General features: G+C 71.8%; 9 protein-coding genes and 1 pseudogene. 8 read left to right on the top strand and 2 right to left on the bottom strand.

What is annotated here, in order from left to right; genetic code table 11:
* The first annotated feature begins 32 nt into the window (after positions 1 to 32).
* The 8 genes from ACFXKZ_RS47400 to ACFXKZ_RS47365 all read left to right on the top strand — a co-directional run bounded on the left by ACFXKZ_RS47400 (position 33) and on the right by ACFXKZ_RS47365 (position 10,658).
* The gene (locus ACFXKZ_RS47400; RefSeq protein ID WP_380012906.1) at positions 33 to 1,064 is read left to right on the top strand and encodes a PrgI family mobile element protein; all 1,032 of its coding nucleotides are present in this window, start codon (positions 33 to 35) and stop codon (positions 1,062 to 1,064) included.
* Positions 1,061 to 3,247 (top strand): VirB4 family type IV secretion system protein, encoded by a 2,187-nt coding sequence (locus tag ACFXKZ_RS47395; RefSeq protein WP_380012903.1) that lies wholly within the window; start codon positions 1,061 to 1,063, stop codon positions 3,245 to 3,247. Before ACFXKZ_RS47400 ends, ACFXKZ_RS47395 begins: the two co-directional genes overlap by 4 nt.
* 71 nt (positions 3,248 to 3,318) lie before the next feature.
* A complete protein-coding gene (locus ACFXKZ_RS47390; protein WP_380012900.1) occupies positions 3,319 to 5,703 on the top strand; it encodes a type IV secretory system conjugative DNA transfer family protein in 2,385 nt (794 codons plus the stop codon).
* Positions 5,704 to 5,750: 47 nt separating this feature from the next.
* Positions 5,751 to 6,797, top strand: a complete 1,047-nt coding sequence (locus ACFXKZ_RS47385) for a replication-relaxation family protein (RefSeq protein ID WP_380012897.1) — start codon at positions 5,751 to 5,753, stop codon at positions 6,795 to 6,797.
* Positions 6,797 to 7,774 (top strand): NlpC/P60 family protein, encoded by a 978-nt coding sequence (locus ACFXKZ_RS47380; protein WP_380012894.1) that lies wholly within the window; start codon positions 6,797 to 6,799, stop codon positions 7,772 to 7,774. Before ACFXKZ_RS47385 ends, ACFXKZ_RS47380 begins: the two co-directional genes overlap by 1 nt.
* The gene (locus ACFXKZ_RS47375) at positions 7,771 to 8,598 is read left to right on the top strand and encodes a hypothetical protein (protein ID WP_380012891.1); all 828 of its coding nucleotides are present in this window, start codon (positions 7,771 to 7,773) and stop codon (positions 8,596 to 8,598) included. The genes ACFXKZ_RS47380 and ACFXKZ_RS47375 overlap by 4 nt, the downstream gene beginning before the upstream one ends.
* A 218-nt stretch (positions 8,599 to 8,816) precedes the next feature.
* Positions 8,817 to 9,569 carry a helix-turn-helix domain-containing protein gene (locus ACFXKZ_RS47370; RefSeq protein ID WP_380012888.1) on the top strand — a complete coding sequence of 251 codons (753 nt, stop codon included), beginning with the start codon at positions 8,817 to 8,819 and terminating at the stop codon, positions 9,567 to 9,569.
* A gap of 108 nt (positions 9,570 to 9,677) precedes the next feature.
* The gene (locus ACFXKZ_RS47365) at positions 9,678 to 10,658 is read left to right on the top strand and encodes a hypothetical protein (RefSeq protein ID WP_380012885.1); all 981 of its coding nucleotides are present in this window, start codon (positions 9,678 to 9,680) and stop codon (positions 10,656 to 10,658) included.
* Between the two features lie 264 nt (positions 10,659 to 10,922).
* Here the strand turns inward: ACFXKZ_RS47365 and ACFXKZ_RS47360 are convergent.
* Together ACFXKZ_RS47360 and ACFXKZ_RS47355 are read right to left on the bottom strand one after the other, a co-directional pair.
* Positions 10,923 to 11,194, bottom strand: a pseudogene (locus ACFXKZ_RS47360) (BsuBI/PstI family type II restriction endonuclease).
* A gap of 251 nt (positions 11,195 to 11,445) precedes the next feature.
* Positions 11,446 to 12,843, bottom strand: coding sequence for a hypothetical protein (locus tag ACFXKZ_RS47355; protein WP_380012882.1), 1,398 nt, complete (start codon positions 12,841 to 12,843; stop codon positions 11,446 to 11,448).
* Positions 12,844 to 12,852 lie beyond the last annotated feature (9 nt).

The raw sequence follows: 12,852 nt of genomic DNA, 5'->3' as shown, positions 1-12,852 counted from the left end.
CCCCTTGCCCATGTCCGCACCTTGGAGGGCCCGTGACCCGTACCGCACCGGAGGAGGACGCGTACGAGAGCGTCCGTATCCCCGCCGACATCGAGAAGGAGGACCGGCTCCTCGGCCCGTTGACGGGCCGACAGTTGACGATCTTCGCCGTCACCGCGCTCGCGGTATGGGGCGGGCACCTGGCCACCCGCGCCTGGATGGCGCTGCCCGTGTACGCCGCCCTCGTCACACCGACCGCGGTGTTGCTGGTGGCGGTGGTCATGGGTCGGCGCGACGGCGTGAGCCTGGAGGCCTGGCTGCGGTCGGGCCTGCGGTACCTGCGCGGCCCCAAACGCCTCGCCCCGCCCCCCGACCCGGACACCGGCCGCGACGACGTGCTCCCGGACTGGCTGAACCCCGAGTGGGATCTCCACCGGGCCGCCCCGCCGCCCGCCCCGCTGAGCACCCCGATGCGCGAGGTCACGGACGGCGGTGTCGTCGACCTGGGTGCCGACGGCCACGCGTCCCTCGCGGCCTGTTCGACCGTCAACCTCGCCCTGCGCACCCCGGCCGAACAGCAGGCCCTCCTGGGCGCGTTCGGCCGGTTCCTCAACCAACTCACCGGACCCACGCAGATCGTGGTGCGTGCCGAGCGCATGGACCTGCAGCCCTATCTGCGGGCGTTGCGCGAACGCGCCCCCGGGCTGCCGCACCCGGCGTTGGAGGAATCCACCCTCGCCCACGCCACGTTCGTGGAGGACCTGGCGGCCGATCGCGACCTGTTGGTGCGCCAGGTCCTCCTCGTCCAGCGCGAGCCGGGCCGCCCCAACGGGCGCGCCCACCAGCGCGTCGCCGAGGCCGCCCGGGCCCTGGGCGGCGCCGGTGTCACGGTCACCGCCCTCGACGCCCCACGCGTCCGCGCCGCGATCGCCGGCGCCGCCGACCCCGACCAACCGTCCGACGTCGGGTTGCAGGTTTCCTCAGGGGCCGCCGTCGTCGGCGCCTTCACGCACGACCCGCCGGAGTCGACGTTCGACCCGACCGACGACCCACAGACACCCCAACCCCACGGGAGGACACGATGAAACTGCAGATCCGACTTCCGACATCGGGCCGTCGGCGTCACGGCGCGGCCGATGGTCGCTCCGACGGCGAGGACGCGGGCAGTCCACGCGAGTTGTTGCCGGACGCCGTCGTGGTTCGCCCCCGGATGCTCGGCGTCGGCGGGCACCTCGCCTCCACGTTGGTGGTCACCGGCTACCCGGCCGAGGTCGGGCCCGGTTGGCTGGAGCCCCTTCTCGCGTACCCGGGGCGTTTGGACGTGGCGCTGCACGTCGAACCCGTTCCCGCGAACATCGCCACCCAGCGGCTGCGCAAGCAGCGCGCCCGGCTGGAGTCCACCCGTCGTCACGACGCCGACAAGGGCCGTCTGGACGATCCGGAGACCGAGGCGGCCGCCGACGCCGCCGCCGACCTCGCCTACCGCGTTGCGAAGGGCGAAGGGAAGTTGTTCCGCGTCGGCCTCTACCTCACGGTTCATGCGGACGACGAGGCGATGCTGGGGGAGGAGTTGGCGGCGGTCGCCGCGATCGCCGAGTCCCTGTTGCTGCGCACGGTGCCGGTGACGTTCCGGTCCCTGCAGGGCTGGCTGTCCACCCTGCCACTCGGTGTGGACCTGGTCGGGGTGCGCCGCACCATGGACACCGCCGCACTCGCCGCAGCGTTCCCGCTCGCGTCCCCCGACCTGCCCACCCCCGACCCCGCCGACGCCGCCGCCCCCACCGGGGGAGTGCTCTACGGCGTCAACACCATGAGCAGCGGGTTGGTGATCTGGGACCGGTGGGCGCAACCGAACCACAACTCCGTCACCCTCGCCCGCAGCGGCGCCGGCAAGTCCTACCTGACGAAACTCGAACTCCTGCGGAGCCTGCACACCGGCGTCGAGGCGATGGTCATCGACCCCGAAGGCGAATACACCCGCCTGGCCCGCGCGGTCGGCGGCACGATCCTCACACCCGGCGCGCCCGGGGTGTGCATCAACCCGTTCGACCTACCGCCCGCCCCGCGCCGCCGACACCGTAACGGCGACGCGGCGGGCGGGGACGCCCTCACCCGGCGGGCGTTGTTCGTCCACACGCTCCTGGCAGTCCTGCTCGGCGGCACCGTCACCGCGGCCGAACGCGCGGTCCTGGACACGGCGATCATGGGGGCCTATCGCACCGCGGGCATCACCGCCGACCCGCGCACGTGGGCGCGGCCCGCGCCGTTGTTGTTCGATCTGCAGACCGCGCTTGTCGACGCCGACTCCGACGTCGCGCACGACCTCGCCGCCCGTCTGGCCCCCTACACCACTGGCACCCACCGCTGCCTGTTCGAGAGCCCCACCACGACCCGACCCGACGGGCACCTGGTGGTGTGGAACCTGCGCGAGCTCCCCGACGAGCTCAAGCCCGTCGGCATGTTGTTGACGTTGGACGCGATCTGGCGCCGGGTCACCGACCCGACCCTGCGGCGCCGCCGCCTGGTCGTGGTCGACGAGGCGTGGCTGCTGATGCGCGAGAGCGAGGGCGGCCGATTCCTCTTCCGCATGGCCAAGGCGGCCCGCAAATACTGGGCCGGCCTTGCCGTGGTCTCCCAGGACGCCGACGACGTCCTCGGCTCCGACCTCGGCCGCGCCGTCGTCGCCAACTCCGCCACCCAGATCCTCCTGCGCCAGGCCCCGCAGGCGGTCGACCACATCGCCGAGACCTTCGATCTCTCGGCCGGGGAACGCGACTTCCTGCTGAGCGCCGACCAGGGCGAGGGCCTGCTGCTGGCCGGCGTCGCCAGCAGGGTGTCCTTCGTCGCGCTCGCCGCCGACGCCGAACACGCCCTGATCACCACCGACCCCGGCGAACTCACCCACGACTTCGACCCGGACGACGATGGCGAGTACGCGGACACGGGCGAAGGTTTCGATGTGTTCGCGGAGGACGACGAGTTCGGGAGCTACGCGGACGAGGGGTTCGACGACGACCCCGACGGTTCTCTCGCCGGGTCGAGGCCCCTCGCCGACCCCGACGACGCCGACGCGGATAGCGATCGGGACGAGGAGCCCTGGCCCGACTTGGACGGGATCGCTCCAGACCCGGACCCGGGCCGGGCCGACGCGGAATCCGCTGCGCTCCCCGCCGCCGCGACCACGACCGATTCCGCGCCGGTCGGGGCCGGCGGCGGTTCGCGCCGGCGGGCCGGTCGTTCCGACTCCGCCCGCAGGGCGCCCCGATGAGCCGCGTGGGTTCGACAGGCCCCGTGACCCCGTCGCCTTCACCGACGGGAGGGGTGCCCGACGGTGGCCCGTTGGGCCGGTTCGTCACCTCTCCCGGCATGTGGTGGTCGCACATCGCCGACACCGCCGAAGTGGCCGCGACCACGCGCGCGTTCATCACCTTCCCCCTCGTACTCGCCTGCGTCCTGCTGGCGGCCGCCGCGCGGGGCCGGATACGGCGACGGCGACACGAACGCTGGGCCCGGGACGCACGGTGCATCACGATCCTGGCGCCGCCGCGCGTGGACCCCTCCGGCGGCGAGGCCCTGTGGCGGCAACTGTCGGGGCTGGCCCACCCGTGGTGGAAGCGTCTCGTGTACGGCCAGTTCCACCTCGGGTTCGAATACGCCTGGAACGCCACCGGACTGACCATCCGCCTGTGGCTGCCCGGCCTGGTCCCCGAATCCCTGGTCCGCCGCGCCGTCCAAGGAGCATGGCCCGGCGCCCACACCACCACCGAACCCGCCGAACCCGCCCTGACACCCGGCCACGTCGCCGTCGCCGGCGCCCTGCGCCTGGCCCGCCCGGAAGTGCTGCCGCTGCGCGACCGGCACGACGCCGACCCCCTGCGCGGCCTCCTCCAGGCCGCCACCGGCATGTCCGGCGAACAACAAGCCCTCGTGCAGATCCTCGCCCGCCCCGCCACCGGACTACGCCTGCGCAAAGCACGCGTCGCCGCCCGCCGCCTCAAGGCCGGACAACACCCCGGCGGCCGCACCGCAGCCCTGCGCACCCTGGCCACCCACGGCCCCGCCCGCTCCGCCACCGACAAGGCCGACCCCACCCACAACCTCGAAGTCCGCCACACCGCCGCCAAACTCGCCGAACCCCAATGGGCCGTCACCATCCGCTACGCCGCCACCACTCCACCCGCGACCACCACGCTGGGCAAGCCGGGCGATGCCCCTGCGGAGGCGATCCTGACGGGTCGGGTGCACGCGTTGGCGACGACGTTCGCGATCCACTCGTGGGAAAACTGGCTCACCCGCACCCGCCTGCGCCACCCCGAGCGGGTGATCGCGCCACGCCGTTTCGACGGGCCGGGGTCGTTGTTGTCGGTGCCCGAACTCGCCGCGCTGGCCCACCTGCCCCTGGACGCCGACGCGCCGGGCCTGGCCCGTGCGGGCGCGCGTTCGGTGATCCCGCCCGCGCAGATCCCCACTCCCCGCCCGGGCAGCGACGTCAAACCCCTCGGGACCTCCGACGCCGGCCACCCCCGCGCGGTGGGGTTGAACGTGCGCGACGGACGGCAGCACCTACACGTCGTCGGAGCCACCGGCTCCGGCAAATCCACCCTCCTGGCGAACCTGATCGACGACGACGTACGCCACAGCCGCGGGGTGGTGGTCATCGACCCCAAAGGCGACCTGATCACCGACCTGCTGCACCGCCTGCCCGCGTCCGCGGCGGATCGCCTCGTGGTCATCGACCCCGACGACCCCCACACCCCGCCCAGCCTGAACGTCCTCGAGGGCGACGACATCGACGTCGTCGTCGACAACATCACCGGGATCTTCCGCCGGATCTTCTCCAGCTTCTGGGGCCCGCGCACCGACGACATCATGCGCGCCACCTGCCTGACCCTGATGCGCCGCGCCGCCGCCACCGGCGACATCGTCACCCTCGCCGACGTGCCCCGCCTCCTGGGAGAGCCCGCCTACAGGGCGCGGCTGATCCCCACCGTCACGGACCCGGTCCTGCGCGGATTCTGGACCTGGTACGAATCCATGTCCGAACCCAGCCGCGCCGCCGTCATCGGACCCGTCCAGAACAAACTCCGCGCGTTCCTCCTGCGGGGCTTCGTGCGACAGACCATCGCAGCCGGCCCGTCGACGTTCGACTTCGACCGGGTCCTCGACGGCGGCATCTGCCTGGTCCGCGTCCCGAAGGGCGCGCTGGGGGAGGAGACGACGCGCCTGTTGGGGTCGTTCGTCGTCGGGAAGGTGTGGCAGGCCGCCGCGCGTCGCTCCCGCGTTCCCGAACACGACCGCATCGACGCATCCCTCGTGGTCGACGAGTGCCACAACTTCCTTACGCTGCCGTATCCGTTGGAGGACATGCTCGCCGAGGCTCGCGGCTACCGCCTCTCGATGGTGCTGGCCCACCAGAACCTCGCGCAACTGCCCGCCGACCTGCGCGAGGGCATCTCCGCGAACGCCCGCAACAAGGTGTTCTTCCAGGCCAGTCCCGAGGACGCCCGGGCTCTGGAGCGCCACGTCCGGCCCAATCTCGGCGATCACGACCTCGCGCAGCTGGGCGCCTACCAGGTCGCCGCGCGCCTGCTCGTCGACGGCGCCTCCACCCCCGCGTTCACCCTCACCACCCGCCCCGCCCGCAACCCCGTCCCAGGCCGCGCCAAAGCCCTGCGCGCCGCAGCCCACCGCCGCGTCGGCGGCACCGACGACCCCACCGTCTGATCGGTCGGCCCGAACACCGGCGGAGTATACCGAACGGAGATCACCGCATGGCCATCCGCCCGCACACCACCCAGCGTCCGGCCCGCCGCCGGGCCCGCACGACCCGCACCGGCCGGACCCTCGACGGCGTCGGGCTGGCCGTGCGGTTGACCGCGCGCGACCGGTGGCTGATCCACGCCCTGTTCGACCACGAAGTTTTGACCACCGTGCAGATCGCCCTGGCCGCGCACACCGGCCTGCGCAGCACTCAACGCACCCTGCGCCGCCTGTACGACCTGGGTGTCGTCGACAGCTTCCGCCCCTACCTCGAGGCCGGCTCCGCCCCCGAGCACTACACCCTCGGCGCCGCCGGCGCTGTGGTCCTGGCCGCCGAACGGGCCGTCGACCTGCCGGGGTTGGGATGGCGGGCGGACCGCAGCGCCCGCATCGCGCACTCCCCGTGGCTCGGCCACACCCTCGGCCGCAACGACCTGATGATCCGCCTGGCCGCCGAGCGCCACCGCGATCCCGCGCGGCGGTTGACGCTGTGGGCGTGCGAACGCATCTGCGCGACGCTGTGGGGCGACCACGTCCACCCCGACGCCTACGCCCACTACCGCCACCATCCGGCCGCAGACCCCCGACACGGCGCCGCGGTGGCGTTCTTCCTCGAGTACGACACCGGCACCACCGCGCTCGCCCGCGTGGACGCGAAACTCGCCGGCTACGCGGGTCTGGCCGCCACCACCCACCCCCGCACCCCCACCCTCGTCCTCATCCACACCTCAACCCCCCGCCGCGAAGCCGCCCTGCGCGCACGGCTGCAACCGACCGCGGCCCGCCTGGACGTCCCAGTCGCCACCACCCACCACGCGCTGACCACGGGCGGCTCCCTCGCCGACGCGGTCTGGCTGCCGCTGACCGGCACCGCCGCCCGCACCACCCTGCTCGAACTCCCCACCCACCACCGCAACCTGGCGCCGGCCCCCACACCGCCGGGCACCTGGACCTCGGACCCCGACGCGACCGATTCCGGCGCACTGCGCTGGCCCCCCGCCCCACCCCTGCCCCCACCGCGCACCACGGCGACCACGAAGCGAAGCGGGGTGACGTGATGGCTCCTCTCGGGAAGATCGCGGCCGGCTGCGCGGGCGCGTTCCTGGCCCTGCTCGTGTTCGCCGGCGCCCTGCTGACCGCCCTTGCGGGCGCGTTCGGCAACGCCCTGACCGGCGGCGACTCCGCCTCCGCGTTGGCCGACGCCAGCAACGAGGCCCGCAAGGACATCCCACCCGGATACCTGACCCTGTATCAACAGGCCGCAGCGACGTGCCCGGGGCTGTCGTGGACCGTGCTGGCCGCGATCGGCAAGGTCGAGACCGACCACGGCCGCAGCACCCTGCCCGGCGTCACCTCCGGCGCCAACGGCTCCGGCGCCATGGGACCCATGCAGTTCATCGCCTCCACCTGGGCCGCCTACAACCCGCCCGGCAGCCCCGGCCACGCCGGAGGGGCACCCGACGTCTACAACCCCGCCGACGCCATCCCCGCCGCTGCGCGCATGCTCTGCGCCGACGGCGCCCGCGACAACCGCAGTCTGCGCGGTGCGATCTTTGCGTACAACCACGCCGACTGGTACGTGGACCAAGTCCTCGCCCAAGCCGCGAAATACGCCGCACCACCGGCCGCCGCGGCCGGCGGTATGCCGTCGAACGAGGCCGTCGCGAAGGCGATCGCGTTCGCCCGCACCACCCTCGGGACCCCGTACGTGTGGGGCGGGGACGGCCCGGCCGAAGGCGGCTACGACTGCTCCGGCCTGACCAAGGCCGCCTACGCCGCCGCCGGCATCACCCTGGAGCGCGTCGCCCAGGACCAGTACTACTCCATGCCCCGCCTCCCACCCGGCACCCCGATCCAGCCCGGAGACCTCGTCTTTTTCGGCACGCCGAGCAACGTGCACCACGTCGGACTCGCCGTCGACGCCACCCGCATGATCGAAGCCCCCCGCCCGGGAATCCCCGTACGCCTGGGCCCGATCCGCTACCCGGGCAACGACTTCCTCGGCGTTACCCGACCCACCGCGAGGACACCGTGACACCCGCCGCCCTCCCCGACCCCGCCGACTCCCGGGCGGTGGAGGCCGAGATCGCCCGGCTGCGCGTGCTGTTGGCACAGCTGACCGCCGCCCTGATCGGAGTCGCCGCGCTCGCGTTGGTGTTCACGGCGGTGAACGTGACCGCTTTCGCCCGTGACCACGGCGTCTCCGGCTCGATCGCCTGGCTCCTCGACCCCATGCTCGCCCTCGCCCTGGCCACCGGCCTGCTCACCGACTCCCGCCTCGCCGACCACCACGTCCGACCTCCGGCATGGGGCAGCGCGCTGCGCTGGTACGCCGGCATCGCCACCCTGACCGTCAACACCTGGACCGCGTGGTGGCCCACCGGTGATGTCGGCATTCCGCGCGACGCCGACGCCGCCGCGGTCGTGCTGCACTCCATCCCACCCGTTTTGCTGATGCTCCTGGCCGAAGCCGTTGCCGCCTACCGCCGCCGCATCACCGACCTCATCACCCGACTCCTCAAACGACCTCCACCCGCACAACCGCCCGCATCCTTCGCCGAACAGCTGCCTCGATCACCACAGCCCGGCAACCCCGCGCCCGCACCGCCTCCGCCCGCCGCCCCCGCACCGCCCGAGGATCCGCCACCCCCCCTCGGCACCGGCCGCGACGGACCCGACGATCTCTACCTGGCCGCGTGGCGCCTGGACCAACGCACCCGTACCGAGACCGGACGCCCCGCGTCCATCCGCCTCATCCGCCGCACCCTGCGCCTGAAACAGGACCGCGCCGTCCACCTGCGCGCCTGGCTCAACGACCACCCGCCGACGCCCCCGCCGACACCCGGCGCCCAGCGGTGACCTGCGAGGGTAACGACGCGTGTTGCCCGGGGTAACACCCGTTACCCGCCTCACACCCGCACCCTGCCACCGCGAAATGCCGTGTGGGAAAGGCGACTTGACTCTGCGGGCGAAGCAGAGCGTCCATGGAGCCGAGCCCGGCACCACCGCGTAGGCCACGCGCCGGGCCCACCCCCGGCCGGGGACCCCGCTCACACCGTCGAGACAGGGACCCCACCATGCCCGAGAACACCCGTACCCACTCCGCCGAGCGCCTGTGCACCATCCTCGCCGACACCGCCTCCCGCGACGGGTTCACCGCGCGGGCACTGTCCGAGGCCACGGGGCTGGGCCGTTCCACCGTCACCAAGCTCCTCGCGCACCTCGAGGCCGAGGGCGCGGTGTACCGCGAGAACCCCCCGCGCGTGAACGGCAGGCCACAGCCCGCCTCGTGGCACCTCACCCGAGTCGTGACGACCGCCGCCGCCAACACGGACGCGATCCCCCACTCGAACGCCGCCGCCGGCTGTACTGTCGCCCCCGAGGCCGCCGCCGACACGGAGATGCCGGCGCCAGACGACGCCACACCGCACATCCCGCAGACGCCCGCGACCGACGACTCCAACCCGACGGACGCCGGAAACACCCCTGCGCATGCGGACGCGCCGGTGTTCGGCCGAACCGGCGAGGACAGCGACCCCCCGGGCCGCTTCGACAAGGCGACGCGGGCGGATGCGCCCGCATCGGCGGAGCCCTCCGCTGGCGACCGGTTGCGGCCCGGCGCACTGCGGGACCTGGTGCGCGCCCACCTCCACGACCGCCCGACGAAGCAGTACACGCCCGGCGAGATCGCCCGTGTCCTGGGGCGCAGTTCCGGCGCGGTCGCCAACACCCTCGTCGCCCTCGCCGCCCACGGCGACGCGATCCTGTCCTGCCCCAAGCCCCGCCGCTACCGCGCCGCGCCCCGCGACGCCGGGACTCCGGCCTCGTAGCCGGCCGCGCCGGAGTGATCCCGGTGGGCGCCCCGCGCCGGAGCGCCCACCCCGCCTTCCCGCCTTTCGTCCGAGGCCGCCGTGTGCCGGCCCGTGATCGGAGATCCCGTGACCACAACCGCCGTACCCGTCTCGATCCACGCCTACGACGCGGACCTGGCAGCGTTCCGTCGCGACACCGCAGCTGGCCTCGCCGAACTCCTCGCCCGCACCCTCCTCGCGATGCACCCCCGCGCCCACACCCTCCGACTACCGACCATCGACGCCCACCCGACCCCCGACCACCTCCCCGGCGACACCGACCGCCCGCTCGTCCTCGACCGCGACAACCGCGTCGTGCTGCGAGTTGCCGACCGCCACCTCCCGTACGTCACCGATCCCACCCTCCTCGCCCTGTGGGAGCCGTTGACACCGGACGACCCCGACGCGCTGCTCACCGTCGTCGACGCCCTGCGCCGCGCCGGCGCGATCCTGGCGCGTCACCCTCACGGCGCGGAACACCTCCCGCTCTCCGAGGACGCCGTTCGCGACGCCGGCGGACACCGACTGCGCTGGGCCGATCCCTACGCCCGCCATGCCGACGCCCACGACCTCGACGCCGACGCCGCACGCCTCCAGGTCGCGGCCGACGCCCACGCCCGCCTCCTCGCCGACACCCTGCGGTCGATGCACCCCGGTGCGCATTACCTCGTCTTCGCGTTCGAACACCACCCCGGAGAGGACGAGGCGTACATTGACTTCGTCCACATGCTCGATGCCGACGGGACCATCGTGTGGGACTTCGACTTCCCCACCCCCACCCCCAACCCTCTGTCGCAACACCTGCGCCTCGCGTGGGGATACACCCCGCGCCACCTCGACCTCGTCGAGGCCGTCCGTCGCCTGTATCGCGCAGGATTCCGATTCGACGAACTCCCACACGGCGAACACCGCCTGCCCCACGCCCCCACGTACACCGAACCCGTCTACTGCCTGCGTCTGACCTCCCACGCACGCGCACGACACTTCCACGACCACCACCGCAACGCGCCGGGCGCCCGGAGCCGACACCGCCGACTCCAGCCGATGCCCCCGAGATATCCCGGCTGACTCACCTGCCGCGGCGCCCGCTCACCGGGCGCCGCAGTTCACCCCGGGAGAGAGGGTTCGCGGGTACGGGCAAGTCCACGTATAGAACGCAGACCGGATCCCGCAGATTGTCGCCCCTTACGAGTTCCGCTCCTGGTCCCACGACCCGGCGTTTCGTCCGGTACCGAGCCGAGCCACAAGCCGTCGTCCCCGTTGTCCCCGTGGCCGCCGAGTGTTGTGGTGAAGAACTCGTCCGGTCGAGTTTGTCGGATGACCCTTCATCATTCAGCGGTCGTACGGTCCGAGGAACCGTTCGCCGTTGAAGCGGATCAACTGGATGGGGGTGTCCGCACACCACACGTCCGTCTCCCAGGCGATCTCCTCGAGGTACTTGCGGAGTTCGACCTCCGACGGGAGTGCCGTAATGGAGACCGGGCCTGCGGTCGAGCCACGGAGGCGCTCGTGCAACTCGTGTGGTCAACGGGGCCGTGGCTCGACGCGGCCTCGATGAGGACGAGCCAGTTCTTGTCACGGAGATACACGGCGACGTCGGGCATCTTGCCGTGGGAGTCGACCCCACCCCTCCAAGGAAGAGAGGGCCTCGCTCTCGAAGACCGCCCACTTGTCGCCGGCGTCAGAGGTTTCCCCCTGATCGTGGACACCCTGGCACTTGGACCACGAGGTCCAGGAAGCGACAGGCGCGTCGCCAGCGTGACAACTGCCAAGGCCGGTTGGGAGATGTCTCCCGCCTGCACGAACAGGTTCACGGGGCTATTCCGCCATCCATGCTGTGCGTGTCTCGTCGGCCCTAGAGTCGAAGTGGTGGCACTCCGGCCTGGTCGAGGAGCTGATGCATGTACTCCACGGGGAGCGCTGAGTTGGCCGCCGCGAACGACGCCGTTTCTTCGTCGTACAGCAATTCCACGAGCCGGCCCAAGGGAAGCCGTGCATCGCCGGCAGCCTCCTGCCGCACGCGAACATCGGAGTCGTGACTGAGTCGCTCGACCAACTCCGGCCCGGCATCCGGATCCATGAGTGCGATCTGACGCAACCTCTCGTTCGGGTGATCGGCATAGTGCGCCAACCCCGGCACGACGAAGTTCGGCCTGAACTTGATCATCGCCCAGGACAGGTGAGAGTCGTGTGCGTACATGTCGACGAGCAGTTGGTGCGGGGCGTCGTCGCAGTGGTGAACGAGCATCAATCTGACGTAGGTGTCGTCATCCCGTGCGAGGAGTTCGACGATGTCCGGGGGCAGTCGGCGAAGGCTCGCAGCGCTGCGCCGCAAAAGGACGTGAGCCGAAGTGGCGGCTCTGCGCAGTGCGTCGGGGGTGTCGGAGGCTGCCCGGACCCATCGCGCGATCGGCTGTCTGCCTTCGGGAACGACGTAATCGATTGCGGCGCGCTCGTCCTCGGAGAGTTCCGCGTGCATGGAGGCCACAAGGCGCACGGTCGCATCGGGATCGTGACCGAGGCGTTTGGCCAGGTCCACGGGCAAATGCTCGTTGCCTGCGACTCGAGCCCTGATGGAGGCGTCGGGATCGAGACTCAGCGCTTCTGCGAGATCCCGATCGAGCATGCCGCCGGTCACGACCCGCTCTCGACGGGACGGATCGGCCTCGGCTCGAAACTCCACGAGAGATCTCGGCAATCGTGCCCGCGCGCGGGCGAACGCTCGGATCGCTCTCTCCACCGCCGGGTCGGGATCGCCCAATAGTCTTTCTCGAACCGCCGGACGCAGCATGATCCATACTGTTTCGTGCGACACGACGGCCGCTCGAACCGCAGGGTCGGGATCCTCTGCCAGTCGAACGCGGATGTCGTCGAACGGGCCGGGTAGAGCGCCGGCGTACCGGCGAATCGTGGGATCGGGATCATCGGCCATACGTGTTACGGCCTCGCGTGACAGGACCGTGTTGGCCAGTGCCGCATTACGCGCGTACTTCTTTCGTACGCCGGCATCGGCATCCTCGGCGAGCCGTCCGGAAATATCCCGTGGCAAACGCTGATTCTCTGTCATCCGCATACGAATCTGCGGATCGGGATGAGCCACGAGGGCGGTGGCGATCGCACGCGACATGTCGTCGGACTCCAGCCATCGCCCCTGCGGAAGCGTTTCCATGGAGACGATACGCCGGGCGATCTCCGTCGGTGTGACCGGATTCGATACCAACGCACGCAACCACAGTGGATACAGCCTCGACATGATGGAAAT

This window comes from Embleya sp. NPDC059237, from assembly GCF_042754105.1.
In the GTDB taxonomy this organism is placed as follows: Bacteria; Actinomycetota; Actinomycetes; order Streptomycetales; family Streptomycetaceae; genus Embleya.
This window is presented reverse-complemented; position numbering and strand designations above follow the sequence as displayed.

Bases quoted from the DNA above. Each gene is read 5' to 3' on its own strand.
- ACFXKZ_RS47395 (WP_380012903.1), top strand. From the start codon at position 1,061: ATGAAACTGCAGATCCGACTTCCGACATCGGGCCGTCGGCGTCACGGC.
- ACFXKZ_RS47370 (WP_380012888.1), top strand. From the start codon at position 8,817: ATGCCCGAGAACACCCGTACCCACTCCGCCGAGCGCCTGTGCACCATC.
- ACFXKZ_RS47385 (WP_380012897.1), top strand. From the start codon at position 5,751: ATGGCCATCCGCCCGCACACCACCCAGCGTCCGGCCCGCCGCCGGGCC.
- ACFXKZ_RS47380 (WP_380012894.1), top strand. From the start codon at position 6,797: ATGGCTCCTCTCGGGAAGATCGCGGCCGGCTGCGCGGGCGCGTTCCTG.
- ACFXKZ_RS47355 (WP_380012882.1), bottom strand. From the start codon at position 12,843: ATGTCGAGGCTGTATCCACTGTGGTTGCGTGCGTTGGTATCGAATCCG.